The organism is Mesorhizobium sp. 113-3-9 (assembly GCF_016756515.1).
In the GTDB taxonomy this organism is placed as follows: domain Bacteria; phylum Pseudomonadota; class Alphaproteobacteria; order Rhizobiales; family Rhizobiaceae; genus Mesorhizobium.
Genome location: NZ_AP023246.1, coordinates 5,431,591 through 5,455,145 on the forward strand (window position 1 = coordinate 5,431,591; position 23,555 = coordinate 5,455,145).

The 23,555-nt window shown below is 62.5% G+C and carries 26 protein-coding genes; 9 read left to right on the forward strand and 17 right to left on the reverse strand.

The window, feature by feature from the left end; genetic code table 11:
- Positions 1 to 1,233, reverse strand: a complete 1,233-nt coding sequence (locus tag MesoLj_RS26670) for a Zn-dependent hydrolase (RefSeq protein WP_202323129.1) — start codon at positions 1,231 to 1,233, stop codon at positions 1 to 3.
- Entirely contained in the window at positions 1,230 to 2,438 is a 1,209-nt protein-coding gene (locus MesoLj_RS26675; protein WP_202323130.1) for a diaminopropionate ammonia-lyase, read from the reverse strand. The genes MesoLj_RS26670 and MesoLj_RS26675 overlap by 4 nt, the downstream gene beginning before the upstream one ends.
- A gap of 104 nt (positions 2,439 to 2,542) precedes the next feature.
- Here MesoLj_RS26675 and MesoLj_RS26680 point away from each other — a divergent pair, with 104 nt between their 5' ends.
- Complete coding sequence (locus MesoLj_RS26680) at positions 2,543 to 3,022, forward strand: Lrp/AsnC family transcriptional regulator (RefSeq protein WP_244735172.1); 480 nt, start codon at positions 2,543 to 2,545, stop codon at positions 3,020 to 3,022.
- An 82-nt stretch (positions 3,023 to 3,104) separates the two neighbouring features.
- Positions 3,105 to 4,247: a flavin-containing monooxygenase gene (locus tag MesoLj_RS26685; RefSeq protein WP_202323132.1), complete on the forward strand. Its 1,143-nt coding sequence runs from the start codon at positions 3,105 to 3,107 to the stop codon at positions 4,245 to 4,247.
- Between the two features lie 22 nt (positions 4,248 to 4,269).
- On the opposite strand, the gene MesoLj_RS26690 is transcribed toward MesoLj_RS26685, so the two are convergent.
- From MesoLj_RS26690 to MesoLj_RS26715, 6 genes are all read right to left on the reverse strand, one after another.
- A complete protein-coding gene (locus MesoLj_RS26690; RefSeq protein ID WP_202323133.1) occupies positions 4,270 to 6,378 on the reverse strand; it encodes a molybdopterin-containing oxidoreductase family protein in 2,109 nt (702 codons plus the stop codon).
- Positions 6,379 to 6,590: 212 nt separating this feature from the next.
- Complete coding sequence (locus tag MesoLj_RS26695) at positions 6,591 to 8,468, reverse strand: ABC-F family ATP-binding cassette domain-containing protein (protein WP_140768333.1); 1,878 nt, start codon at positions 8,466 to 8,468, stop codon at positions 6,591 to 6,593.
- Between the two features lie 137 nt (positions 8,469 to 8,605).
- A complete protein-coding gene (locus MesoLj_RS26700) occupies positions 8,606 to 9,064 on the reverse strand; it encodes a MucR family transcriptional regulator (protein ID WP_181179516.1) in 459 nt (152 codons plus the stop codon).
- A 152-nt stretch (positions 9,065 to 9,216) separates the two neighbouring features.
- Positions 9,217 to 9,420, reverse strand: coding sequence for a hypothetical protein (locus MesoLj_RS26705; RefSeq protein ID WP_140768334.1), 204 nt, complete (start codon positions 9,418 to 9,420; stop codon positions 9,217 to 9,219).
- Positions 9,413 to 10,339, reverse strand: coding sequence for a DMT family transporter (locus tag MesoLj_RS26710; RefSeq protein WP_202323134.1), 927 nt, complete (start codon positions 10,337 to 10,339; stop codon positions 9,413 to 9,415). The genes MesoLj_RS26705 and MesoLj_RS26710 overlap by 8 nt, the downstream gene beginning before the upstream one ends.
- Positions 10,340 to 10,384: 45 nt before the next feature.
- Complete coding sequence (locus tag MesoLj_RS26715; protein WP_202323135.1) at positions 10,385 to 11,221, reverse strand: hypothetical protein; 837 nt, start codon at positions 11,219 to 11,221, stop codon at positions 10,385 to 10,387.
- Positions 11,222 to 11,332: 111 nt separating this feature from the next.
- Here MesoLj_RS26715 and MesoLj_RS26720 point away from each other — a divergent pair, with 111 nt between their 5' ends.
- Positions 11,333 to 12,292: a LysR substrate-binding domain-containing protein gene (locus MesoLj_RS26720; protein ID WP_202323136.1), complete on the forward strand. Its 960-nt coding sequence runs from the start codon at positions 11,333 to 11,335 to the stop codon at positions 12,290 to 12,292.
- Between the two features lie 62 nt (positions 12,293 to 12,354).
- On the opposite strand, the gene MesoLj_RS26725 is transcribed toward MesoLj_RS26720, so the two are convergent.
- Entirely contained in the window at positions 12,355 to 12,867 is a 513-nt protein-coding gene (locus tag MesoLj_RS26725; RefSeq protein WP_140768339.1) for a DinB family protein, read from the reverse strand.
- Positions 12,868 to 13,033: 166 nt separating this feature from the next.
- On the opposite strand from MesoLj_RS26725, the gene MesoLj_RS26730 reads away from it, so the two are divergent.
- The gene (locus MesoLj_RS26730; RefSeq protein ID WP_202323137.1) at positions 13,034 to 13,726 is read left to right on the forward strand and encodes a glutathione S-transferase family protein; all 693 of its coding nucleotides are present in this window, start codon (positions 13,034 to 13,036) and stop codon (positions 13,724 to 13,726) included.
- Between the two features lie 82 nt (positions 13,727 to 13,808).
- Here MesoLj_RS26730 and MesoLj_RS26735 read toward each other — a convergent pair whose 3' ends face one another.
- The gene (locus tag MesoLj_RS26735) at positions 13,809 to 14,204 is read right to left on the reverse strand and encodes a DUF2934 domain-containing protein (protein WP_244735173.1); all 396 of its coding nucleotides are present in this window, start codon (positions 14,202 to 14,204) and stop codon (positions 13,809 to 13,811) included.
- Positions 14,205 to 14,458: 254 nt separating this feature from the next.
- Here MesoLj_RS26735 and ndk point away from each other — a divergent pair, with 254 nt between their 5' ends.
- Positions 14,459 to 14,881, forward strand: coding sequence for a nucleoside-diphosphate kinase (gene ndk, locus MesoLj_RS26740; RefSeq protein ID WP_010915217.1), 423 nt, complete (start codon positions 14,459 to 14,461; stop codon positions 14,879 to 14,881).
- Positions 14,882 to 14,942: 61 nt separating this feature from the next.
- On the opposite strand, the gene MesoLj_RS26745 is transcribed toward ndk, so the two are convergent.
- From MesoLj_RS26745 to MesoLj_RS26770, 6 genes are all read right to left on the reverse strand, one after another.
- On the reverse strand, positions 14,943 to 15,707 hold the full coding sequence (locus tag MesoLj_RS26745; protein WP_202323138.1) for a YbaY family lipoprotein: 765 nt from the start codon (positions 15,705 to 15,707) through the stop codon (positions 14,943 to 14,945).
- A gap of 105 nt (positions 15,708 to 15,812) precedes the next feature.
- On the reverse strand, positions 15,813 to 16,292 hold the full coding sequence (locus tag MesoLj_RS26750; RefSeq protein WP_202323139.1) for a molybdenum cofactor biosynthesis protein MoaE: 480 nt from the start codon (positions 16,290 to 16,292) through the stop codon (positions 15,813 to 15,815).
- Positions 16,293 to 16,297: 5 nt separating this feature from the next.
- Positions 16,298 to 16,555 (reverse strand): molybdopterin converting factor subunit 1, encoded by a 258-nt coding sequence (moaD, locus tag MesoLj_RS26755; RefSeq protein WP_056563159.1) that lies wholly within the window; start codon positions 16,553 to 16,555, stop codon positions 16,298 to 16,300.
- A gap of 1 nt (position 16,556) precedes the next feature.
- A complete protein-coding gene (gene pgsA / locus MesoLj_RS26760) occupies positions 16,557 to 17,153 on the reverse strand; it encodes a CDP-diacylglycerol--glycerol-3-phosphate 3-phosphatidyltransferase (RefSeq protein ID WP_140768350.1) in 597 nt (198 codons plus the stop codon).
- 97 nt (positions 17,154 to 17,250) lie between these two features.
- A complete protein-coding gene (gene uvrC, locus MesoLj_RS26765) occupies positions 17,251 to 19,320 on the reverse strand; it encodes an excinuclease ABC subunit UvrC (RefSeq protein ID WP_202323140.1) in 2,070 nt (689 codons plus the stop codon).
- A complete protein-coding gene (locus MesoLj_RS26770) occupies positions 19,317 to 20,078 on the reverse strand; it encodes an SDR family oxidoreductase (RefSeq protein ID WP_202323141.1) in 762 nt (253 codons plus the stop codon). The genes uvrC and MesoLj_RS26770 overlap by 4 nt, the downstream gene beginning before the upstream one ends.
- Positions 20,079 to 20,491: 413 nt before the next feature.
- Here MesoLj_RS26770 and MesoLj_RS26775 point away from each other — a divergent pair, with 413 nt between their 5' ends.
- Positions 20,492 to 21,148 (forward strand): outer membrane protein, encoded by a 657-nt coding sequence (locus tag MesoLj_RS26775; protein WP_140768356.1) that lies wholly within the window; start codon positions 20,492 to 20,494, stop codon positions 21,146 to 21,148.
- 62 nt (positions 21,149 to 21,210) lie between these two features.
- Here the strand turns inward: MesoLj_RS26775 and MesoLj_RS26780 are convergent, their stop codons facing one another.
- Positions 21,211 to 21,807, reverse strand: a complete 597-nt coding sequence (locus tag MesoLj_RS26780) for a glutathione S-transferase (protein ID WP_202323142.1) — start codon at positions 21,805 to 21,807, stop codon at positions 21,211 to 21,213.
- A gap of 45 nt (positions 21,808 to 21,852) precedes the next feature.
- Between MesoLj_RS26780 and MesoLj_RS26785 the strand changes: the two genes are divergently transcribed.
- The 3 genes from MesoLj_RS26785 to MesoLj_RS26790 all read left to right on the forward strand — a co-directional run bounded on the left by MesoLj_RS26785 (position 21,853) and on the right by MesoLj_RS26790 (position 23,548).
- Positions 21,853 to 22,728: a hypothetical protein gene (locus MesoLj_RS26785; RefSeq protein ID WP_202323143.1), complete on the forward strand. Its 876-nt coding sequence runs from the start codon at positions 21,853 to 21,855 to the stop codon at positions 22,726 to 22,728.
- A gap of 232 nt (positions 22,729 to 22,960) precedes the next feature.
- The gene (locus tag MesoLj_RS36675; protein ID WP_274609135.1) at positions 22,961 to 23,089 is read left to right on the forward strand and encodes a hypothetical protein; all 129 of its coding nucleotides are present in this window, start codon (positions 22,961 to 22,963) and stop codon (positions 23,087 to 23,089) included.
- 147 nt (positions 23,090 to 23,236) lie between these two features.
- On the forward strand, positions 23,237 to 23,548 hold the full coding sequence (locus MesoLj_RS26790; protein ID WP_202323144.1) for a transcriptional regulator: 312 nt from the start codon (positions 23,237 to 23,239) through the stop codon (positions 23,546 to 23,548).
- Positions 23,549 to 23,555 lie beyond the last annotated feature (7 nt).

The window sequence follows — 23,555 nt, forward strand, 5'->3', positions numbered from 1 at the left end:
TCACCCTTCGAGTTCGGCAAGCTCAGTGATCACATCAAGCAGGATGTTGGCGCCGGCAACAAGCTCGGCATCCTCGGTGTGCTCAAGCGGGCTGTGGCTGATGCCTCCGGCGCTCGGCACGAAAATCATCGCCGCCGGGGCGATGCGCGCGATCATCTGCGCGTCATGGCCGGCGCCCGAGGTCATGCGCCTTGAAATGAGCCCGCGCTTCCTCGCGGCGGTCTCGATCAGCTCGACCACTCGGCCGTCGAAGACAACCGGCTCGAAGCGCGCGAGCCTTTCGACCGTCACGGCGATGCCCTCGACGGCGAGTTGTTCGAGAAAGGCGGCCAGCGCCGCCTCTTCCGCCTGCAAGCGCTGCTCATCGGGATCGCGCAGATCGACTGTGAAGACGGCGCGCGATGGAATGACGTTGATGGCGTTCGGCTCCAGGCGCATCGTGCCGACTGTGGCAACGGTTGGCGCGTTGGACGCCGCTGCCCGGTCATGCAGGAAGGTGACGACGCGTGCCGCGGCATATCCGGCGTCGCAGCGCATCGACATCGGCGTGGTGCCGGCATGGTTGGCGACGCCATCGAGGGTGATGCGCTGCCAGGAGATGCCTTGCAGCGTCTCCACCGCGCCGATTGGAATGCCTTCGCGCTCCAGCACCGGCCCCTGTTCGATATGCAGCTCGACATAGATGTGCGGCTTGAGAAAGCCCGGTTCGCGGTCGCCGGCATAGCCGATGCGGACGAGTTCCTGCCCAAGCGTGCTGCCGTCGGTCCCGACAGCGGCGAGTGCCGCCTCGACATCGACGCCGCCGGCATGGACCAGCGAGCCCATCATGTCGGGAGAGAAGCATACGCCTTCCTCATTGGTGAAGGCCGCGACGGCGAGCGGGCGCGACGGCGAGAGGCCCGACGCCTTCAGCGTCTCGATCACCTCCAGCCCGGCAAGCACGCCGTAGCAGCCATCATAGATACCGGCGTCGATGACGGTGTCGATATGCGAACCGATCAGCAGCGGCGCCTTGCCTGCGTTGCCGGCGCTTTGCCAGATGCCGAAAATGTTGCCGATACGGTCGATGGCGACATCGAGCCCAGCCTGGCGCAGCCAGCCGACGAAAAGATCGCGGCCTTGCCTGTCGGTGTCGGAAGCGGCCAGCCGGGTCAGCCTGCCCTCACTGTCGCGGCCGATCGCGCCCAGTTCTCGGATGCGGCCAAGCAGGCGCTGTGCATCGACGGCGATCATGGTGTTGCCTCGGCGGCAAGCTTGCCGGCCAGCACATCGGCCGGGCTCATGCCGACCAGTTCGGCATAGCGATGCGGGTCGGTGGCGCCTTCGGTGTTGATCACCAGCACCCGGGATTTGCCGTCAAGGCCGAGGTCGGCCTTGTTTTCGGCCACCGCCCGGATCAGCCCGGCAAGGCCGACGCCGCCGCTCTCGCCGGAGACGATCACCGGATCGTCGCCGACCGGCCGTGCCAGCCGCCGCATCACCGCGACGGCGTCGTCCTCGTCCACGGTCATGAAGGCATCGGCGCCGCGCGCCAGCACCCGCCAGGCGACCTGCGAGGCCTCGTAGCATTCAAGCATCGCCATGACAGTTGGCTGATCGTGCGCCACCTTGACCACACGCCCAGCCACAGCGGCTGCGACGATGCATGCGGCACGCGCGGGCTCGACGACAGTGAAGGTTGGCCTGGCTTCGCCAAGCACGATGGCGAGATGGCCAGCCACCGCGGCGGCAATGCCGCCAACGCCGGCCTGGACGAAGACGTGGGTTGGCGGTTCGCTGAGCTGGCGCAGCGCTTCGCGCACGATCGCCGTATAGCCCTGCATCACAAGGCCAGGAATGCGTTCATAACCCGGCCATGACGTATCCGACACCACGGTCCAGCCCTTCTCGGCCGCGACTTCGGCGGCTTGCCTGACCGAATCGTCATAATTGCCGTCGACACGAACCATCTCCGCGCCATAGCGCGCTATTGCCGAGATGCGCTCGTCGCTGACCCCGGCATGGACAAAGATCACGGACCTGGCGCCGGCAAGCCCGGCGCCTTGCGCGACAGAGCGGCCATGATTGCCGTCGGTGGCGCAGGCAAAAGTCATCTTTGCGGCGACCGAGCGAACATCGGCTCGATCGAGATCACTGACATCGACAGAGCGGCCAAGGCGCTTGCCTGCCTGTTCCAGCACCAGTTGGAAGACCGCATAGGCGCCGCCCAGCGCCTTGAAGCTGCCAAGGCCGAGACGAAAGCCCTCATCCTTGACATGCAATGCGCCAAGGCCGAATTCACTCGCCAGAGCCGGCAGCGCGTGCAGTGGCGTCATTGTGTGATTTTCACGGTGGGCAAGGAAGCGCTCGATCGTGTCCGCGCCCGTGACCCCGAGGATTTCGGCATCGGCCACATCAAGCGGCTTACCGTGCAAGGCATTGCGATTGAGCAGGAACACTGGCGGTCTCCTTGGCAGTCAGCGAGAATATATTGCAAGGCAGGCGCAAAGAGCGCTGTAATTAGGCCTTCAAAATGCAAGTTTCTTTCGCCGGGATAGCTCCATTGCCTCCATCGCCGCCCCCGCTCGACAGTTTCGACCTCGCCATCCTTGCCATCCTGCAACGGGACAATACTAGGCCGCAGAGGCTGATCGGCGAAGCAGTGAACCTGTCGGCGCCAGCGGTACAGCGGCGCATCAAGCGCATGGAGCAGACCGGCGTCATCGCCGCCAATGTCGCGATCATCGAACCCGCGACAGTCGGCCAACCCATCACCATCTTCGTCGAGGTGGAACTGGAGAGCGAACGCACCGAACTGATCGACGCCGCCAAGCGGCAATTCTCCGAAACGCCTGAAGTGCAGCAATGCTATTACGTCACCGGCGAAGCCGACTTCATCCTCGTCATCACCGTGGCCGACATGGGCGCCTATGAGGCGCTGACGCGAAAACTGTTCTTCGGCAGCAACAATGTCCGGAAATTCCGCACCTTCGTCGCCATGGACCGCGTCAAGGTCGGACTGACGGTGCCGTTGCCGGACTGAGCCTTGCCGGCAGGCAGGACTCCAGCCAGGCCCGCCATGCTTTTGACATTCTAAGGAAGCGAACTGAGCGGCGGAGGCGCGCTTGGACGACACCATCCCAGTTGCGATCATCGGTGCCGGGCCGGCGGGCCTGGCTGTTGCGGCATGCCTGCGCCAGGCCGGTGTCGACTTCATAATCATCGAAAAAGAGCAGCAGGCCGCACCCGCATGGCGGCGGCACTACGAGCGCGTCCACCTGCATACCACCAAGCGCTATTCGTCCCTGCCCTTCGCGCCCTTCCCGAAGCATTATCCACGTTATGTGCCGCGCGATCTCTTCGTCGACTATATCGATGCCTATGCGCAACGCTTCGACCTGCGACCCCAATTTGGGGAAACGGTGAAAGCGATCGCCCGGGAGGACCACGGCTGGCGTGTGGAGGCGACATCCGGCCCGTTGCGCGCCAGGCATGTGGTGATTGCGTCAGGCTATAATGCCGAGCCCTTGCGACCCGGATTTGCCGGCATCGACACCTTTACGGGCAAGACATTGCACAGCGCCGACTATCGCAATGCCACGCCTTTCGCCGGTCAGTCGGTGCTGGTCGTCGGCATGGGCAACACCGGCGCGGAGATTGCGCTCGACCTGGCCGAAAACGGCGCACGACCGACGATTTCCGTGCGCGGCGGCGTTCATATCGTGCCGCGCGAACTGTTCGGCGTGCCCATCCAGATGGTTGGCATGGCGGCGCGGCTGGGGCCGCAACGCGTCAATGACGTTCTCTTCCCCGTCATCCTCGACCTGGTGCTGGGAAGGCCGGAAAAATATGGGCTCAAACGGCCGAGACAAGGACTGCTGCAACAGATTGCGGTCGCGTCGCGCATTCCGGTGATCGATGTGGGCACCATCGACAAGATCCGCGAAGGCGCGATCAAGGTCGCGCCTGACATCGCCGAGATCTCGGAACGCGGCGCCCGTTTTGCCGACGGCAAGCACGGCGAATTCGACGCGATCATCTTCGCCACCGGTTTCCGGCCGGGCTATGCCAAATTTCTCGAGCCCGGTATCCAGCCGGGCCGCAGTGGCGTCACCGCACAGGCCTCGGATCTCGGCCTCTACCTCGTTGGCTTCCACAATGCGGTCACCGGGTTGTTGCGCGAGATCGCGATCGAAGCCCAGGCGATCGCCGACGACATCCATCACCGGCTGAACAGAAAGAAGGCCACCGAAATCCTGCCGGTATAGTCGGCCCAGCGCTTCGTCCGGCTCAACTTGCCTTGCGCAGCCAGACCTTGTTGTCGTGGAAGGCGGCGCCGCCATAGGGCGCCGGCGCATCAGCGCCGGTCAGCACATTGATGCCCTCGCCGCGCTCATGCGCGCTGTTCGGCCAGATGCCTTCGGCGATCACCACGCCGCGCTTGATGCCGTCGAAGAATTTCGCGTGCAGCACCAGGTCGCCCCGCCGGTTGCCGACCTCGACACGATCGCCATCGGCAAGTCCAAGGTCCGCCGCATCGTCGGGATGCAGGAGCAGTGCGGGCCTGCCTTCCTTTTCCTTCGACACCGGCGTCTCGGCAAAAGTCGAGTTGAGGAAGTTGCGCGCCGGCGAGGTCGCCAGCCGGAACGGATGCGCCTCGTCGGCGACCTCGATCAGATCGACATGGTCGGGAAACTCGGGCAGGCGCTCCACCGGTCCGAACAGGCCCATGCTCTTCGGCGGCCTGTTGGGAGCCGCCTGGCCGCTCCAGTCGGCACGGAAGCGGAATTTTCCATCCGCGTGGCCAAATCCTCTAATGAAATGCGCGGTCTCGAAATCAGGCTGCAAATCGACCCATTTCTGCTCTTTCAAGCTGTCGAAGCTGCCCAACCCGCGCTTGCCGAGAATGATGTCGATGTGCTGCTGTTCGGTCAGGCCAAAGCCCGGCCGATCGGCGACTCCGAGGCGCTCGGCCAGTTGCTCGATAACGAAATGGTTGGTTCGCGGCCCTTCCGGCGGGTCGATCAGCTTCGGACCGAGCGTGATGTGCTGGTTGCCGCCGCCCCTGTAAACATCGTCATGCTCGAGGAACATCGTCGCCGGCAGCACCACATCGGCGAGCTTGGCCGTGTCGGTCATGAATTGCTCGTGCACGCAAGTGAACAGGTCTTCGCGGAGAAAGCCCTGCTTCACCAGCCGCTGCTCGGGCGCGACATTCACCGGATTGGTGTTCTGGATCAGCATGGCCGTCACCGGCGGTCCGCCATAGAGCGCGTCACTGGCACCGGTCAGCACCGGGCCGATGCGCGAATGGTCGAGATAGCGGATCGAGGGATCGCGCATCCTTGAGCCTTCCAGCACGTCCTGATTGAGCTTGAAGATGCCGGAATTGGAATGGAAGGCGCCGCCGCCCTCATATTGCCAGCTGCCGGTGACCGCGGCGATGCAGGACGCGGCATGCATGTTCACCGCGCCATTGCGCTGACGGGCAAAGCCATAGCCGAGGCGGAAATAGGTTTTCCTGGTCGTGCCGACCAAGCGGGCAAAGGCTTCGATTTCGGCCACTGAAAGGCCGGTGATCGCGGCTGCCCACTCCGGCGTGCGCGTCCTCAGATGCTCTTCCAAACCCTTCGGGTCGTCGGTGTATTTTTCGAGATAGGCACGGTCGGCCAAGCCTTCCCTGAACAGCACGTGCATGACCGCGCAAGCCAGTGCGCCGTCAGTGCCGGGCTTCAGGACCAGGCCCATATCGGCCTGCTTCATGGTCGCGTTTTCATAAACGTCGATAACGACGATCTTAGCGCCGCGTTCCTTGCGCGCCCTGATGGCATGGGTCATCACATTGACTTGGGTAACCACCGCGTTGGTGCCCCAGATCACCACGCAGTCGGATTTGGCCATCTCGCGCGGGTCCGGCCCGCGCAAGGCGCCCGCCCCCATCATCCAGCCGGTCCAGGCCAGATTGGTGCAGATCGACCCGAAGAATCCGGAATACTTTTTGGCGTGGCGCAACCGGTGGATGCCGTCGCGCTGAACCAGTCCCATCGTGCCGGCATAGAAATAGGGCCACACCGTCTCCGATCCGTATTTCTCTTCGGCCGCGATGAACTTTTCGGCGACGAGGTCGAGTGCCGCCTCCCAGCTCGCTTCCTTCCACAGCCCGTCGCCCTTGGCGCCGGCCCGCACCAACGGCTTCAGCAGCCGGTCGGGATGATGGACGCGGTCGGCGTAGCGGGCGACCTTGGCGCAGACCACCCCCGATGTGTAGCTGTTGGCCTTGGCGCCATGGACGCGGCCGATGCGGTTGCCATCGAGCAGTTCGACCTCGAGCGCGCAAGTCGACGGGCAATCATGCGGACAGGCCGAATGGCCGATGCGGAGCTTGGCGTGCTGGTTCATGGGGGGTGTTTAGCGGGTTTTGCGGGTGGCGTGTAGGGCCAGAAGGAGCCTTCCCTTCTCCCCTTGCGGGAGAAGGTGGATCGGCGCGCAGCGCCGAGACGGATGAGGGGTGTTCCAGCGGAGTGAGGCGTTGGCGTTCCCTGGAACACCCCTCATCCGACCTCGCTTCGCGAGGCCACCTTCTCCCACAAGGGGAGAAGGAAAGAACGCTCCTACTCCGCCGTGCCTTCCTCATATTCAGCCGACATGGTCAGCCATTTTTCCTCGTGGCCGGCCAGCGTCTGGGCAAGCTGCGAGCGCTCCTTGGCCAGGCGTGTGGCGGTCGACGGGTCCTTTTCGTAGATCGCCGGATTGGCCAACTCGTCCTCGATGCCGTCGATGCGCTTGCGGATGCGGTCCATCAGCGCCTCGGTGGCGCGGATCTCCTTGGCCAGCGGCTCAAAAGCGGCGCGGCGCGCGGCCGCGTCGCGGCGGCGGTCGGCTTTTGACGCCTTGTCGGCCTCGCGCTTGCCGCGGCGGTCGCCGGACACGCCGGTGACCAGCGTCTTGTAGTCCTCAAGGTCGCCGTCATACGGGTTGACCGCGCCGTCCTTGACCAGCCACAGCCGGTCGGCGGTCGCCTCGAGCAGATGGCGATCGTGCGAAATCAGGATGACGGCGCCGGGAAACTCGTTGAGCGCATGGATCAGCGATTCACGGCTGTCGATGTCGAGGTGGTTGGTCGGCTCGTCGAGGATGAACAGGTTCGGCCCCTCGAAGGCCGACAGGCCCATCAGAAGGCGCGCCTTCTCGCCGCCGGACAAGTCCTTGGCGGGCGTATTCATCTTCTCGGTGGTGAGACCGAATTGGGCGACGCGGCCGCGCACCTTCGATTCCGGAGCCTCCGGCATCAGCCGGCGGACATGCTCATAGGCGTTTTCCTCTGGACGGAGATCGTCGAGCTGATGCTGGGCGAAGATCGCCACCTTCAGCCCGGGCGCTACCGTCATCGTGCCGCTCTCCTGCTTGAGCCGGCCGGACAGCAATTTGGCGAAGGTCGACTTGCCGTTGCCGTTGGCGCCGAGCAGCGCGATGCGGTCGTCCGCGTCGATGCGCAGCGTCATCTTCTTCAGGATCGGCTGGCCTTCGGTGTAGCCGACATTGACGTTGTTCAGCGCAACGATCGGCGAGGCAACCGTCTTCACCGGCTCGGGGAAGGAGAACGGCCGCACCGAATCGTTCACGATGGCCGCGATCGGCTTCATCTTTTCCAGCGCCTTGATGCGCGACTGCGCCTGCCTCGCCTTGGAGGCCTTGGCGCGGAAGCGCTCGACAAAGGATTCCATATGCTTGCGGGCGGCTTCCTGCTTGACCCTGCCCTTTTCCTGCAATTCCTTCTGCTCGGTATACTGGCGCTCGAACTGGTCGTAGCCGCCGCGCCAGAAGGTCAGCTTCTTCTGATCGAGATGAACGATCGAATTGACGGCGCGGTTGAGCAGGTCGCGATCGTGCGAAATCAGAAGCACCGTGTGCGGATACTTCGATACATAGTTCTCCAGCCACAGCGTGCCTTCGAGATCGAGATAGTTGGTCGGCTCGTCGAGCAGCAGCAGATCGGGCTCTGAAAACAGCACGGCGGCGAGCGCCACGCGCATGCGCCAGCCGCCGGAGAAGGACGAGGCCGGACGGCGCTGCGCCGCATCGTCGAAGCCGAGGCCGGCCAGGATGGTGGCCGCACGGGACTCGGCCGAATGCGCGTCGATGTCGGCCAGCCGCATGTGGATGTCGGCGATGCGGTGCGGATCGGTGGCGGTCTTTTCCTCTTCGAGCAGCGCCGTACGCTCAAGGTCGGCCTTGAGCACGATCTCGATCAGCGGCTCCTCGGTTCCCGGCGCTTCCTGCGCCACCTGGCCGATGCGCGTGTTCTTGGGCAGGCTGATCGAGCCTGTCTCGGAGGGAAAATCGCCGGTGATCGCCTTGAACAGCGTCGTCTTGCCGGTGCCGTTGCGACCGACAAGGCCGGCCTTGGTGCCGGCCGGCAAGGTCAGCGAGGCATGGTCGAGAAGCAGGCGCCCGGCCATGCGGAGCGAAAGGTCATTGATGATCAGCATGGCCGCGCTTTTGCACCGGACATCGACGCTTCGCAAGACCTTGCGGACCGGTTGGCCGCACAAGGTCTGAAAACGGCGCATGCAATTGCGCCGTCACAGCCGCCGATCAATGGCTCGCCGAGCCGGCCGGCAAGGCCTCAGGCCGTGGCCTTGCCACGCTTTGTCGCCTTGGCGACGGTGGCCGGTGCCGCCGGCTTGCGGCCAAGTCCCGTCGACTTCGCCAGCGCCGACCGGGTCGCCGAGTAGTTCGGAGCAACCATCGGATAGTCCGGCGGCAAGCCCCATTTGGCCCGGTAATCGTCCGGGCTCAAACCATAGTCTGTCCTGAGGTGTCGCTTGAGCGACTTGAATTTCTTTCCATCCTCAAGGCAGACGATGTAATCGGGAAACACCGACTTTTTCGGATTGACAGCCGGAACCAGGCTCGGGCTTTCCACGACGGCGGCGCCAGCCAGCTTTCGAACCGAGGCGCTGACGCTGGCAATCAGGTCAGGCAGGCCGGAAGCCGGAAGCGGATTGTTGCCTACATAGGCCGAGACAATATCGGCCGTCAGCTCGATAACGGTCTTATCCTCGATATTTGACAAATCTTTCATCCTATTTGCGACAAAGTCATCCACCCCAGCGAAGACTTTTGTCGATGTATCTCTTTAACCTCGTCCCCCAACGGGCCGCCAAGTTCCAAAACGAATCAAGACTTGACGTCAACTACTTTTATGGAAAATCGGCGTCACGCAAATTAGAAAATCTAATACTTGGAAGCGGCAGACTTGGTTGTCCGGCCGTCGGCCAATATCTCAAGAATACGCTTCCAGCGGGCACAGCGCCCGAAATCCTTCTGTTCAATCGCCTTTTCCGCCTTCATCGCTGCGTAAAGCGGTGCCTCGATGCCGAATTCCTTGATCAGCCAATGCGCTTCCTGCCTGGCGAGACGTTCATTTTCGTCAAACATGGTCTTGTGCCTCCGAACGTTCCAGGCCGATCGCTATACAACTGCCGATGACAAGGACGGCTCCGGCGATAGCGGTCGTCGTCAGTCGTTCGCCGGACAGGGTCAGCAGCAACGTCGACGCGATCGGCGTGAGATAGGCGATGACAGCGACCTTGTCGCTGCCTTCGAGCTTCAAGGCGCGTGACCAGAGGTAATAACCCAGGCCCATCGGGCCGGCGCCAAGATAGAGCCCAAGGGCCAGATCCATGCCGGTGGGCCATGCAACGCCTTCGCGAGCCGACCATAAAAGTGTCAAGGCGATGCCGACCAGCGACGAGGGCAGCAACAGCCGCTCGGGCGAAGTGGCGAGCCGTCCCACCATCACCGAATAGAAGGCCATGCACAGCGCGGACCCGAACGCGGCGAAATAGCCGACAAGATCGCCCTGGAACCAGGCGCTTTCACGCCCGCCCGAAATCACCAGTGCGACGCCGACGAACCCAAGGGCCGCGGCAAGCCCCAGCAAAGCCGGACGCCGCGGATTTTCGAAGATGATCACCGCCGCGGCCACCATCAACGGCCAAGTGTAGGCCACGAGATTGGCTTCGATCACCGGCATCGATGCGAAGGCAACATATTGCAGCACCATGGTGCCGACCAGACCGATAAGGCCGACCGCGAGAGCCGCGAGTGCGGCCCGGGGCGCCACCGGCGGAGCCCTCTCTAGGCTCATGAACCGGATCAGGGCAAAGACCAGTGCGGCGCCCGCAAATTGCAGGAACTGCACCTGCGACACCGGGTGGGTCGCCAGCAGGGATTTGCCGACCAACGCATTGGTCGACCACAAGGCCACCGCGCCGGTGGCGAAGACCAGCGCGGATATCGAGCCTGATCCATGCAGAAAGAACCGGCATGGGGCTCTATCTCCAGGCTCGACCATGATCTTTTCCGAAAACCGGATCCCACTTTTCGGAATCATGGTTCGCTACCATGATTCCCGTGCCCCGCCCGGAACCTGTGCTTCGGCGGTTGGGGCGGGCGTGGGATGCTCCGCCTCGAACCGGCGATAGGCAGGCAACTGGTTGGTCCAGACATCTTCAGCCAGCTCATTGACCCACTCGCGGTCGTGGTCGTTGTCGGCGGCAAGATAGAACATGCGGTTGTCGTCGACATAGGGCTTGGCCACCGAACGCTGATTGAGCACCAGTGTGACGCGCTCACCGTACTGGATCGGCGCGGTGCGATGCAGGACGCCAAGGAACTGCCCGAGTGTCGCGTAGTTCATCTTGTGATCGATGCGCATGATGCGGTTGCGTGGAATCTCGCGGCCGGATTCGAGGAGGGCCCGACCGGTCTCGGAATCGTCGCAATAGATCTCGAGATGGCCGCCGACCAGCGGATTGCTGATCGACAGCGGAATGAGTTCGGTGACCGGAACGCCGTCGCAATGCCACTCGACGGCGCCGTCCCTTGGATTCATGAAGGTGACGGTCGAGCCGACGATCGATAGCGGATAGGGCTCCAGCTTCGTGCCCATCATATCTGACAGTCGCTCCAGGCGCAGCTTGTCGTGCAGCAATTCCTTGATTTCGGGGATGAAACGGTCAGCGCCAGTGATAAAGGTCAGGTCGAGGTGCTTGTGCACGGCATGGCTGGCCTTGAGCTTCAGGGCAGCCTCCTCGATTGCGGCAAGCAGGGCCGGATCATAGCCATGCAGATACTGCGCAACGCCGAAACTCGACACTTTCCAGGCGGTTTCATGTCCGATAATGGCCTCACGGCTCATCGCATAGCGCAGTTCGGGTATGGTGTGTGCGTTCATTGTACTTCTCCAAGTGGGGGCAAACACTTGGTTAACAGTCGATTAAATTAGTCCCCCCTGTAAAATTAGGAATGCTAGTGCTACCGTAAGCCCAGCTTAAGGTCGAAAGCCGTGCGTCTGCTCAGTCAGGTCAACCTCAATTCGCTGAAAATCGTGGAGAGTGCTGCAAGGCACGGCAATTTCACGCGTGCGGGCGAAGAGCAGTTCATCACCGCTTCCGCGGTCAGCCAGCGCGTCAAGAGCCTGGAGGACCAGCTGCGCTTCAAGATTTTCCAACGCGGTGGCAATGCGGTGTCGCTGACGCCGGAGGGTGAGACCTATGTCTCGCGCGTTCGCGAGGCGCTGGAGCGAATCGTTGCCGCCAGCATGGAAGCGACCGGGCAATCGCAAGAGCATGTGCTGAAAATATCCGTGCTGCCGACCTTTGCCGCACGCTGGCTGTTTCCGCGCCTGCCGCTGTTTCAGCGGCAATATCCCGATATCGTGATGCGGGTTTCGACTTCCTATGCCACGCATGAATTCACGACCTCCGATTTCGATCTCGAAATCCGCTATGGCGACGGCCACTTCAACGGGCTGCCATCCGATCTGCTGTTTCGGGAAGACCTGACGCCGGTGTGCAGCCGCAAGCTGTTCCATGAGGTACTCGGCGACAAGCCGCTGTCGAAGGTGACACCGGACGACCTTAAGCTCTTCACGCTGTTGCATTCCGATACCTGCACCCAGAACTGGCAATCCTGGCTGGCCTTCGCCGGTGCCAGCTTCGTGCTCAGCGAGACCAAGAGCATCTATTTCGACTCGTGCATGATGTCCTACGAGGCGGCCAATGCCGGAATGGGTTTCGCCGTCGCCAACCGCGCCTACATGGCCAGCGACATCCGCGCCGAAAGGCTGGTCGCTCCCTTTGCCGTCCACCACCCGAACACGGCCGGCTGGTATTTCGTCTCCCCGCACAAGAGCCTTGCCGCACGCAAGGTGCAGTTGTTCAAACAATGGGTCATGGCGGAAGCGGCCCTGACGCAACGTCAATTGGATAGCGAAATCAGAGACTTGGCTGCTGAGGCCGTCTGAAATTCGGATCGACCCTCATTCGTCCCTCGATGACGAGGCGAACCGCCCGCTTTCGAACTGGATCAGGCGAAAGCCCTGCCCTCCTCGGTGCGCTGGAAATGAGCCAGATCGAGCTGCACGGAAGGGCGACCGAGAACCGTCAGGATCATATGCGCCTGACCGCGATGATGGGTCTGGTGGTTGAAGACATGAGCCAGCGCTGGCGCCAGGCGCTGCGAGACGGTGCGCATGTCCGATACGGTCATATAGGTGAAGCGGCCCGACAGCGCCTTGTCGCTCAAGCCGGCGAGCCAGTCGATGATCCGCCGGTCCTCCGCCTCGCGCGCCGTTCTCAAATTCGGCAAGGCGCGGTGCAGCACGGCGTCCAGTGCCGTCGGCGCGTCGCCTTCGCCGGTGAAGCGCTTCATCCAGATGCGATCGGCGGCGAGCAGGTGATTGAGCGTGCCCATCAGCGAGCCGAAGAAGGCGCCGACATCGCGATTGAATTCCTCCTCATCGAGATCGGCGGCGGCGGTATAGATGCGGCCATTGGCCCATTGATTGTACGCCGCAAACATCATGAAGTGCTGTTTCATCTTTTCTCCCGCCGCCCCGTCTCGGGGTGTCGGGAGCGATACCTAGAGCAATTCACCGTTTCACGGAAACGGCGAATTGCTCTAGCCTTGTTTTGACGCAATTCCGAACGGAAAACCGCTCGCACTTTTCCTGGAATTGCTCCAGACCGCAAAGGGACCCGCGCCAATGACCATTCTGCTTTATGATCTCGTCGGGCGTGACGAGAGCCGTCCGTTCAGCCCGCATTGCTGGAAGGCAACGATGGCGCTTGCCCACAAGGGGCTCGATGTCTCAACCGCGCCGACGCGCTTTCTCGAGGTCCCCACCATAGAAGGCGGCGCTTCGAAAAGCGTTCCGGTGATCCGCGACGGCGACAAGGTGGTCATCGATTCCTTCGCCATCGCGCTCTATCTCGACGAAGCCTATCCGGACCGGCCGACGCTGTTTGGCGGCGAAGGCGGCAAGGCGATGGCGCGCTTCATCGAGCGCTGGTCGCAATTGACCATCCATCCCTACGTCACCACGACCGCGCTCACCGACCTCCATGCCATGCAGGACGAAGAGAACGCTGTATATTTCCGGCAGAGCCGGGAACAGCGTCTCGGCAAGCAGTTGGAAGATGTCGTCGCGGCACGCGACGGCGGGTTGGCGGCGTTTCGGGCCTCGCTTGAGCCGCTGCGCTCGATGCTGAGCTATCAGCCCTTCATCGGCGGTGCCTCGCCGCTGTTTGCGGACTATATCGTCTTCGGCGCGTTGCAATGGGCGCGCATTGCCACGCCCTATCAGCTGCTCGAAAACAGCGACTTGGTGGCACAATGGTTCAGCCGCTGCCTCGACCTGCATGGCGGGCTGGGACGAAAGGTGGCTGCGGCGGCGTGACGGCCGCAAAACACCTGCCCTGCCCGCAAGGCAGATTGGGCGCCGTCAATCCATGGCGAAATCAGCGGCGGGATAGCTGGCCTTACTTGGCCGCCTTCTTTGGCTTGCTGGTTTTCGGCTTGCTGGCTTTCGTGGCGGCCTTTTCTTCCTTGGGCGCGGCCTTTGCCTTGCCAGCGCCAGATGCCTTCTTGGCTGGCGTCTTGGCCGCCGACGTCTTGGCCGCCGACGGCTTGCCCGCGTCCTCCCGATCGATGTCGGCCGCCGCCTGGTGCCAATGGCGTTCGTGGTGACCGGCCGGTTGCCCTTCTTCCTGCCAGATCTGATGTGCGCGATTGCGAATGCGCTCCTGACGATCGTCTGCCATGGTCATGTTGTCTCCATTCGGGCCGACTTCAGCGCGGCGCCGATACGCGACTATAGCAAGCAAAGCGTTGCTGTGCAGCCGTCTGATCCGGCCCAGGGAGCAGCCGGCTGACATGGAAGCGTCCCGCCGGCCCGGCGCTTCGCTATCGCCATGGGCGCTCTTCACTCGCAAGGCCAGGCATTGGCTTTCCGTCCGCTTCGCGGACCGGTTCCCGGCCCTTCGCTACCGCTGCGGGCGTTCGTCGCTCGGAAAGCCAAGCAATTGGCTTTCCGTCCGCTTCGCGGACCGCTCCTCACCCCTTGGCAATGGGTCGGGCGGCTTGTATAGAGCCCGCCACTCTCAATTCCATTCTCAGACAAGGACGACCCATGGCGCTCGAACGCACCTTCTCCATGATCAAGCCGGACGCAACCCGGCGCAACCTCACCGGCGCCATCACCAAGATGCTCGAAGATGCCGGCCTGCGCGTCATCGCTTCGCGCCGTGTGTGGATGAGCCGCCGCGAGGCAGAAGGCTTTTACGCCGTCCACAAGGACCGCCCGTTCTTCGGCGAACTGGTCGAGTTCATGTCCTCGGCTCCGACGATCGTCCAGGTTCTGGAGGGCGAGAACGCCATTGCCAGGAACCGCGAAGTGATGGGTGCCACCAACCCGGCCAACGCCGCCGAAGGCACCATCCGCAAGGTGCATGCGCTGTCGATCGGCGAGAATTCGGTGCACGGCTCCGACGCGCCGGAAACCGCCGCGCAGGAAATCAAGTACTGGTTCTCGGACACCGAGATCGTCGGCTGAGCCGACATCGCCAAGTCTCATGCGAAAAGGCCGGCACCTCGCCGGCCTTTTTCATTGGCGGTCAGCTCGCGGCGCTGAAGCGAAGGATTTCGCGGCCGTCCTTGTCCGATATGGTGAGCTTGCCGGCATCGACCTTGTAGGAAGCCGCCCTGGCTAGGGCACCGAACAACGCCTTTTCCTCGGCCATCACCTCGGGCGCGCAGGCCTTGTAGGTCGAACCGATATTGCTGATCGCGATCGCCTGGCCATCGACCTTCGCCGTGGCAAAATAGGCGTTGCAGGGGCCACTGCCGCCAGCCTTGCCGGCCTCGCTGATCCTGAACGTCGCCTGCGGCGCGGTGATGGCGCCGATGCCGTCGACATAGTCGACCACCCAGAGCTGGCCAAAGACGGAAGCCGTCGGCTCGGTGCCTGACGCGACCATCTTGAGCATAATGCTTTGCGGCGCGTCGGTCAGCGGATCGAGCTGATGGCGCACATCGGAAATGAACATCAACTTGCCGTCGACAGTGATCCGCGCCTGCAGCGCATAGGTCATCTGTGACCGGAACGCCGATGGATCGAATTTGATCTCGAAGCTGATCGGCACCTGGCCGGTCGGCTTGATAGTCTGCTCGCCGATGACCCTGGCCGGCGCGTCGGCCAGCGAGACATCGACAAGCTGGACGGAAAGCACGGCGCTGGGCGGCAGGGCGATGCGCTCGCGATAGATCACCTCGCCCCTCACCGCCTTTTCGGCGGCCACGGACAGTTCCGGCACCGCCAGGATACCGATGATCAGAGGCACGAAACCGAAGACGAAGAACTCCGCGAGCCTGTCCAGCATGACCACCTCCCTTGCCCGGGATCGCCAATCCCCGGGCTGCCAATAGCTGACCACGCCGTCCATCTGGCCAAAGGATTGCGGTCAATGCATGGCTGCGACAGGGATTTATTCGGAAGGCGATTTCCAGCGCCCTGCCGCTTGGGCGTCGGTTTCCTTGGCCTCGACCCAGCCGCCCTCGGAGCCATCGGCGCGGTGCTCCTTCTTCCAGAAGGGTGCACGCGACTTCAGATAATCCATGAGGAAATTCGCCGCCTCGAACGCCGCCTGACGATGGGCGGAGGCGGCCACCACCAGCACAATATTCTGACCCGGGACAATCTTGCCATGGCGGTGGATGACGGTGAGGCCTTGCAGCGGCCAGCGCTGAACCGCCTCAGTGGCGATACGACCGATCTCGGCCTCCGCCATGCCGGGATAATGCTCGAGCTCCAGTGCCGACAGGGAGCCCTGCTCATCCCGACAAAGACCGGAGAATGTGACCACCGCGCCAATATCGGCGCGGCCTTGCGTCATGCCGGCAATTTCGGCGGCAACGTCGAAATCCTGGCGCTGGATGCGCACGCTCGGCACCAGGACGGCCGACATGGGTATCAGCCCCCGGTCATTGGCGGGAACAGCGCGATCTCGCGCGCGCCCGAAATCTTCTCACGGTGGTCGACATGTTCCTGATTGATGGCAACACGAATCACGTCGGGATACTGCAGCGCGTGCTCGTAGCCCTCGCCACGCGATTGCAGCCAGCGCAACAGGTCGGCGACCGTCTCGATGCCCGCCGGCAATTCAACGTCTTCCTCCGATGTGCCGATCCGTTCGCGCACCCAGGCGAAATAGATGAGACGGGTCGTCATCTCACTCATCCATGATGTGCTTGAGGCCGGCGCGGAAATAGTCGTAGCCGGTGTAGAGCGTGACGAGCGCCGCGATCCACAGCAGCACCAGGCCGGTTTGCGTGGTCAGCGGGAATATCTTGTCGCCGGCCGGGCCCGCCAGCAGGAAGGCGATGGCGACCATCTGGATGGTGGTCTTCCATTTGGCAAGCTGCGTCACCGGCACCGAGACCTTGAGCGCCGCCAGATATTCGCGCAGGCCCGAAACCAGGATTTCGCGGCACAGGATGATGATCGCCGCCCAGAGCGACCAGCCGGCGATGCCGGCATGGCGATCGGTGTCGGCCGCAAGCAGCAAAAGGCACGTGGCGACCAATAGCTTGTCGGCGATCGGATCGAGCATCTTGCCGATGTTGGAGGTCTGTTGCCAGGCGCGCGCAAAATAACCGTCGAAATAATCGGTGATGGATGCGAGCAGGAAAATGATCAGCGCCGACCAGCGGGCGAAGTCGCTGGATTTGAGATGGCCTTCGAGAAAAAAGCACAGCACCACCAGCGGCACCGCGATGATGCGGGCGTAGGTCAGTATGTTGGGCAAGTTGAACGCGCGCTGGGCCATGTCTGGGGGACTCTTTCTGCCTGCGTACTCAAATCAGAAGCGAATGTAGGGGGTCAACAGGCCAGATTCGACTGACCAGCTGAAACTGCCGAATTTTTCAACTTTCGTGAAAATGATTGTAGACCAGCTTGGCGACCTGTTCGGAAATGCCGTCGACTTTCCTCAGATCCTCGATTGCCGCACGGCTGACCGCCTTGGCGGTGCCGAATGCCAACAGCAGCGCCCGCTTGCGGCCGGGGCCGATGCCGGCAATCTCATCGAGCGGGCTCTTGACCATTTCCTTCTTGCGCCGCGCCCGGTGCGAACCGATGGCGAAGCGATGGACCTCGTCGCGCAGGCGCTGCACGAAATAGAGCACGGGGTCGCGCACCGGCAGCGAAAACGAGTCCCTGCCCCTGACGAAAAAGCGTTCGCGGCCGGCATCGCGGTCCTGGCCCTTGGCGATGCCGATGGCCACGACGCGGTCCTCGATGCCGAGATCGGCGAGAATCTTGCGCACCGCCGTCATCTGGCCCTGACCACCGTCGATCAGGATGACGTCGGGCCAGGCCGGGAAGCTGCCGGAGATGTCGTCGTCGATATCATCGGCCGCCTCGCCTGCCGCGGCGTCGTCGGCCACGGCAACATCGCCATGCTCCTTGAGCAGCCGCGAAAAGCGCCGCTCCATCACCTCGCGCATCATGCCGAAATCGTCGCCCGGCGTGATCTCGGTCGAGCGGATGTTGAATTTCCGGTACTGGTTTTTGACAAAACCTTCCGGCCCCGCGACCACCATGGCGCCGACGGCATTGGTGCCCATGATGTGCGAGTTGTCGTACACTTCGATGCGCACCGGCGGCTTGGCCAGCCCGAAGGTCTCGGCGAAACCGGCAAGCAATCGCCCTTGCGTCGACGTTTCGGCCAGCCTGCGGCCCAACGCCTCCCTGGCGTTCTGAAGGGCGTTATCGGTCAGGTCCTTCTTCTCGCCGCGCTGCGGCACCGAAATCGCCACCTTGCGGCCGGCGCGGGTGGAGAGCGCCTCGGCCAGCAACTCCTGGTCTTCGACCCCACGCGACAGCAGAATGGTGCGTGGCGTCGGCTTGTCGTCGTAGAACTGCGCCAGGAACGAGCCCAGCACCTCCGATCCCTCCAGTGCCGGGTCGGCCTTGGGGAAATAGGCACGGTTGCCCCAGTTCTGGCCGGTGCGGAAGAAAAAGACCTGGATGCAGACCTGGCCACCTTCCTGATGGATGGCGAAGACATCGGCTTCGTCGACGGTCTGCGGGTTGATGCCCTGATGGCTTTGCACGTGCGACAGAGCCGCCAGCCGATCGCGATAGATGGCGGCGCGCTCGAAATCGAGGTCTTCGGACGCCTGCTGCATGGCGGCCGAAATCTCGGTCTTCACCTTCTGGCTACGGCCAGACAAGAAATCCTTCGCCTCGGAGACCAGTTCGGCGTAGCCCTCATGCGAGATTTCGCCGGTACAGGGGCCGGCGCAACGCTTGATCTGGTACAAAAGGCATGGCCGCGTGCGGTTCTCGTAGAACGAGTTGGTGCAACTGCGCAGCAGGAAGGCACGCTGCAGCGAATTGATGGTGCGGCCGACGGCGCCGGCCGAGGCAAAGGGACCGAAATAGTCGCCCTTGCGAGACCGCGCGCCGCGATGCTTGTAAATGCCGGGCGAGACATGGTCGCCGGTCAACAGAATGTAAGGGAACGACTTGTCGTCCCGCATCAGCACGTTGAATCGCGGCCGCAAGCGCTTGATAAGGTTGGCTTCAAGCAGCAGCGCTTCGATCTCGGTGCGGGTGACGACGAATTCCATCGTCGACGTCTCGCGCACCATGCGGCCGATGCGGTTGGTGTGGAACCGGCCCTGCGCGTAGTTGGTGACGCGCTTCTTCAGGCTGCGGGCCTTGCCGACATAGAGCACGTCGCCGGCGGCGTTCATCATGCGGTAGACGCCGGGCGCATTGGGCAGCCGCTTGACCAACGTCTGGATCACCTCGGCGCCGACCATGCCTTCGGCATCGCCGGCATGCGGCGTCCAGTCGATGGCCGTGAAGGCGACATCCGGGCCAACTGGTTCGACGATCTCCTCCAGCGCCTCGTCCTCGAGGTCGATTTCGGGAGGAAGATCATCGGCGCCGCCGCGCATCTTGTTTTTGTGATCCAGAGGACTCATTCCGCCATGCCTGTCACATCGGGCGTCTGCCATGCAAGATGCTGGCCGCCATCAAGCGCGATCATCTGACCGGTGACCGAGCGCGCATCCCAGAGATAGCGGATGGTGGCGCCGAATTCAGGCAATTCCGGGCCGCGCTTCAGGATCAGGCCGGCGACCTGTGCGTCAAAATCGGAATCATCCTGGCGCATGTTCTTCAACGTCGGCCCCGGACCGATCGCGTTGACACGAATGCCTGGGCCCAGCGCCTGCGCCAACATCTGCGTTTGCGTCCACAGGGCGGATTTGGACAGCGCATAGGAAAAATAGCGCGGCGTCGGCCGCCAGACGCGTTGGTCGATGATGTTGACGATCAGTCCCTCCTGCCCTTCCGGCAAGGCGCGCGCGAAATTCTGCGCCAACAGCGCCGGCGTCTTCACATGAATGGCAAAGTGGCGGTCCCAGGCCTGCCAGTCGAAATCGTCAACGGAATCATCGACAAAGAGCGAAGCATTGTTGACCAGAAGCGAGATGGGCCCCAGCGCGACTTCCGCCTGACCGACGAGGTCGCTGACGGCATTCATATCGGTCAGGTCGGCGCTTACCACCGCCGCGCGGCCGCCGGACTGGTTAATCCCCGCGGCCAAGGCGTCAGCCTCACCGCGCGAGCGATTGGCGTGGATGGCGACTGCAAAACCATGGCTGGCGAGGTCCTCGACGATCGCCTTGCCGATCCGTTTCGCCCCGCCGGTCACCAGCGCCGCGGTGGCTTTGCTCATCTTCAGTCAATCCTCAATTTCAGCACGAAAAGACGGCGCCGGCAAAATATGGCCCGCCATCCGTTAAATGGCGTTCGCACCTGGGGCAACATTGTGGCGAAACCGCCTGGCGGGCATTCAGACTCGCCTCATACCAAGGCCAGTCATATCCCCATATAGGGCGCTGGACTCCTTGCACCAAGCGGTGTGCAGCGCAACATGGCTAAGCTGCTGACATTTCGCTGTTGCGAAGATGCAACGTCAAGGTTCTGCCTCATTCGTGCCGGGGAATGACCCAAGTTCAGGTTCGCTTCAGCCGCATTTTGACACGACATTTGGAACCGACGAACGCCAGATCCGTTTCACCCCCCGGACGGGTTGATGGCGATCGTAAGAAACAAGCCTGTGTCCTGTGGCTTAAGGAGTAAAGAACAATGCAAGCCAATCTCAAATTCGCACGGCCGCTGGCCGTCGCGCTCGGGCTCTTCGCCCTCGGTGGAACCGCTTATGCCGCGGACGTCGTTCAGGAAGAGCCGCCGGCACCCGCTCCGGTTGCCGAACTGCCTGTGGCATCCTGGGCCGGCCCCTATGCCGGTATCAACCTCGGCTATGGCTTCTCCGGCCGTACCAAGGAAAAGGATACCGGTTTCGACACCAGCACGAAGGGTTTCGTCGGTAGCGTCTTCGGCGGCTATCAGTGGCAGCAGGAGAACTTCGTGTACGGCGGTGAAGCCGAACTCGGCTACAACGGCGTCAAGGGTGACGACAATGGCATCCACTCCAAGGGTGGCTTCGAAGGTTCGCTGCGTGCCCGTCTGGGCTATGCAGTGACCCCGGAAATCCTGCTCTACGGCACTGGCGGTCTCGCCGGCAGAAGCCTGAAGGTGGAAGACTCCGACCTCCTCGCCAGCGACACCGGCACGATGATCGGCTGGACCGCGGGCGTCGGCACCGACATCAAGCTGACCGACAATGTCTTCGGCCGGGTCGAGTATCGTTACACCGACTTCGGCAGCAAGAGCTTCGATGGTATCGGCAAGGTCAAGGCCACCGACAACCGCGTTACCTTCGGCGTCGGTATGAAGTTCTAAGTCGTTCAAGCCACGACACGAAAAAGCCGGGCCTTGCGCCCGGCTTTTTTTGTGGCCGCCGGTCAACCCGGGATCGCGGACTTCAACTCCGGGAATTTCTCGTCGAAACGCGCCGCCCAGCGGGTCAACCGGCCGCGGCCCTTTTCCCATTTGCCGGTAAAGCGCAGTGAGAGATAACCGAGGCAAGCCCGCAGAGCCATCTGGCCGGCGGTGATCTTCTTCGGCAGTTTCGGCGGGTTGGCGTTGAGCAGGTCGAGAGCGGAGGTGATCTTCGCCCACTGCCGGTCGAGCCAGGGCTGATAGACCATCTCCTCAGGCCGGGTGCGGCGCTCATAGACCATCGACAGCGCGCAATCGCAAATGCCGTCGGCCAGCGCCTCCAGCACTTCCGCCTCCAGCCGCTTGTCGGGATTGCGCGGAAACAACGCGTTCTTCGAAATCCGGTTGAGGTGCTGGGTAATGGCGCGGCTGTCGTGAATCGAACGGCCGTCATCGAGCACCAGCACCGGGATCTTGCCGAGCGGATTGGCACCGATCAGTTCGGCCGGTCGGTCCTCGGTCTTGACCGGCACCAGATCGATCTCGATCCCGGCATAGGCCGCAGCCATCCTGACCTTGGAGCTGTAGGGAGAGGTGGATGCGTAGAGCAGCTTCGGCATGATCGGTTTCCTGTTGCGGACGTCCAGTGTTGACTGGACACGCACTTGCGATCAACCGCCAGAGCGCAAAAAAAGAACTGCCAGAAACCGATTGCGGTTTCCGCCCCAGGCATCACGACAAGCCTACAGAGTGGTACGCCGGGGGAAACACAAGCGAACGACTACGGCAGGCCGATTGTATTCAACCTGCATTCGCATCTCACCAACCCCAGGCATTACGCCGGGGCCTTCGCCAAGCGCGGCAAGGAGACAGTTCAACGGGCGAGCGAGGCAGCCAACCGGCGCCTCGCTTTGCTTGCCCCCTCGGTCTTATCCCGATGTTCAGCCCCGAGGGCTGAACCCGCTGCCGGACTTGCTTCGATCCAGTTCGTCAGAGCGTCCTTGCCGAGCCCCGAAGGACACGCGACGCCCCAACGACCGGTCTACTTCTTGGCCGGAGCCTTCGCCTTTGCAGGCGCTGCCTTGGCCTTCGGCGCGGCGGCTTTCTTCACCGCGGGCTTTGTAGCGGCCGCTGCTGCTTTCGCAGCCGGCTTTGCCGCTGCCTTCGCGGCGGGCTTTGCCGCAGCCTTGGCGGGCGCTGCCTTCTTGGCCGCGGGTTTTGCCGCCGCCTTGGCCGCAGGCTTCTTTGCCGGTGCTGCCTTCGCCGCAGGCTTTGCCGCAGCCTTGGCGGGCGCCGCCTTCTTCACTGCGGGCTTCGCCACAGCCTTGGCCGCTGCTGGCTTCTTGGCCGGTGCTGCTTTCGCTGCGGGCTTTGCTGCGGGCTTTGCCGCCGCCTTCGCAGGCGCTGCTTTCTTCACTGCCGTTGCGGCCTTCGCCGCGACTGCTTTTGCGGGTGCTTTCTTTGCCGGTGCTTTGGATGCCGGCGCTTTAGATGACTGCTTAGCCATGTCATGCCCCTTCACGTTATGCCGATGGCCGTGAATGACCCCGGCGCGCAATGCATATCTGACTCGCGGCTCGCTAGCCAGCGAAGCAATGGTATGATTTTCTCAGCTTAAATTTTCGTTGAGATCGAGACGCGATCGCACTCATCATCGCAAAAATCCGTCGCTGATCTTCTGATACCACCGGCAATTTGACACCGGCATTCTCGATGCGAGCCCACCATCGAACTCCGAAGACTAGCGAGCAACTTTACGCATGATGGTCGGCCGTGAATATCATGACCTGCCACCTCATCGAGGCGATCATCTTCCGCAAGCGAACGGTCTATGCGGATCACGAGCGCGATACGGCGACCGATCTGAGGATCACCTTGTCAAGCATGCATCCATACCTCTAATTGACAGATAACTCTGCATAGCAGAGTATTCTGCAAAGATGCGATTGCGCTTTGCCGATCGCGCAAGAAGCAAGTGGCGCTGCCGCTTTCCGAGAGCGCCGTACCACATGACGACAGTCCAAGGCCTTGCCGCATTGGAGCCCATCGATGAGCGCCGACGACATCATCCATCAGAGTAAGCGACTCAGGATCATGGCCATCCTCAACACGCTGGAAAGGCGCGAGGCGCTGGAGTTCACCCAATTGAAGATCATGGTCGAAGCCACCGATGGAAATCTCGGGGCACACCTCGATACGCTGGCCAGGGCGGGCTATGTCGATATTGAAAAGCTTTTCGTCGGGCGACGGCCGCAGACACGGGTCAAGGCAACAACGATCGGGCGGCGGGCCTTTCGCGGTCACATTGCCTTTCTTCGCAAGATCATCGATCAGGCGGAGGCAACGCGGCGCGGGAAATAACACTGCA

Coding starts and splice junctions, on each gene's coding strand:
- MesoLj_RS26735 (WP_244735173.1), bottom strand. CDS start 14,204: ATGTCAGCCGGCTGCTCCCTGGGCCGGATCAGACGGCTGCACAGCAAC.
- MesoLj_RS26715 (WP_202323135.1), bottom strand. CDS start 11,221: ATGAACGCACACACCATACCCGAACTGCGCTATGCGATGAGCCGTGAG.
- MesoLj_RS26730 (WP_202323137.1), top strand. CDS start 13,034: ATGACCATTCTGCTTTATGATCTCGTCGGGCGTGACGAGAGCCGTCCG.
- uvrC (WP_202323140.1), bottom strand. CDS start 19,320: ATGAGTCCTCTGGATCACAAAAACAAGATGCGCGGCGGCGCCGATGAT.
- MesoLj_RS26695 (WP_140768333.1), bottom strand. CDS start 8,468: ATGCTGATCATCAATGACCTTTCGCTCCGCATGGCCGGGCGCCTGCTT.
- MesoLj_RS26790 (WP_202323144.1), top strand. CDS start 23,237: ATGAGCGCCGACGACATCATCCATCAGAGTAAGCGACTCAGGATCATG.
- MesoLj_RS26745 (WP_202323138.1), bottom strand. CDS start 15,707: ATGCTGGACAGGCTCGCGGAGTTCTTCGTCTTCGGTTTCGTGCCTCTG.
- MesoLj_RS26750 (WP_202323139.1), bottom strand. CDS start 16,292: ATGTCGGCCGTCCTGGTGCCGAGCGTGCGCATCCAGCGCCAGGATTTC.
- pgsA (WP_140768350.1), bottom strand. CDS start 17,153: ATGGCCCAGCGCGCGTTCAACTTGCCCAACATACTGACCTACGCCCGC.
- MesoLj_RS26775 (WP_140768356.1), top strand. CDS start 20,492: ATGCAAGCCAATCTCAAATTCGCACGGCCGCTGGCCGTCGCGCTCGGG.
- moaD (WP_056563159.1), bottom strand. CDS start 16,555: ATGACGACCCGTCTCATCTATTTCGCCTGGGTGCGCGAACGGATCGGC.
- MesoLj_RS26780 (WP_202323142.1), bottom strand. CDS start 21,807: ATGCCGAAGCTGCTCTACGCATCCACCTCTCCCTACAGCTCCAAGGTC.
- MesoLj_RS26725 (WP_140768339.1), bottom strand. CDS start 12,867: ATGAAACAGCACTTCATGATGTTTGCGGCGTACAATCAATGGGCCAAT.
- ndk (WP_010915217.1), top strand. CDS start 14,459: ATGGCGCTCGAACGCACCTTCTCCATGATCAAGCCGGACGCAACCCGG.
- MesoLj_RS26710 (WP_202323134.1), bottom strand. CDS start 10,339: ATGGTCGAGCCTGGAGATAGAGCCCCATGCCGGTTCTTTCTGCATGGA.
- MesoLj_RS26690 (WP_202323133.1), bottom strand. CDS start 6,378: ATGAACCAGCACGCCAAGCTCCGCATCGGCCATTCGGCCTGTCCGCAT.
- MesoLj_RS26705 (WP_140768334.1), bottom strand. CDS start 9,420: ATGTTTGACGAAAATGAACGTCTCGCCAGGCAGGAAGCGCATTGGCTG.
- MesoLj_RS26700 (WP_181179516.1), bottom strand. CDS start 9,064: ATGAAAGATTTGTCAAATATCGAGGATAAGACCGTTATCGAGCTGACG.
- MesoLj_RS26770 (WP_202323141.1), bottom strand. CDS start 20,078: ATGAGCAAAGCCACCGCGGCGCTGGTGACCGGCGGGGCGAAACGGATC.
- MesoLj_RS26670 (WP_202323129.1), bottom strand. CDS start 1,233: ATGATCGCCGTCGATGCACAGCGCCTGCTTGGCCGCATCCGAGAACTG.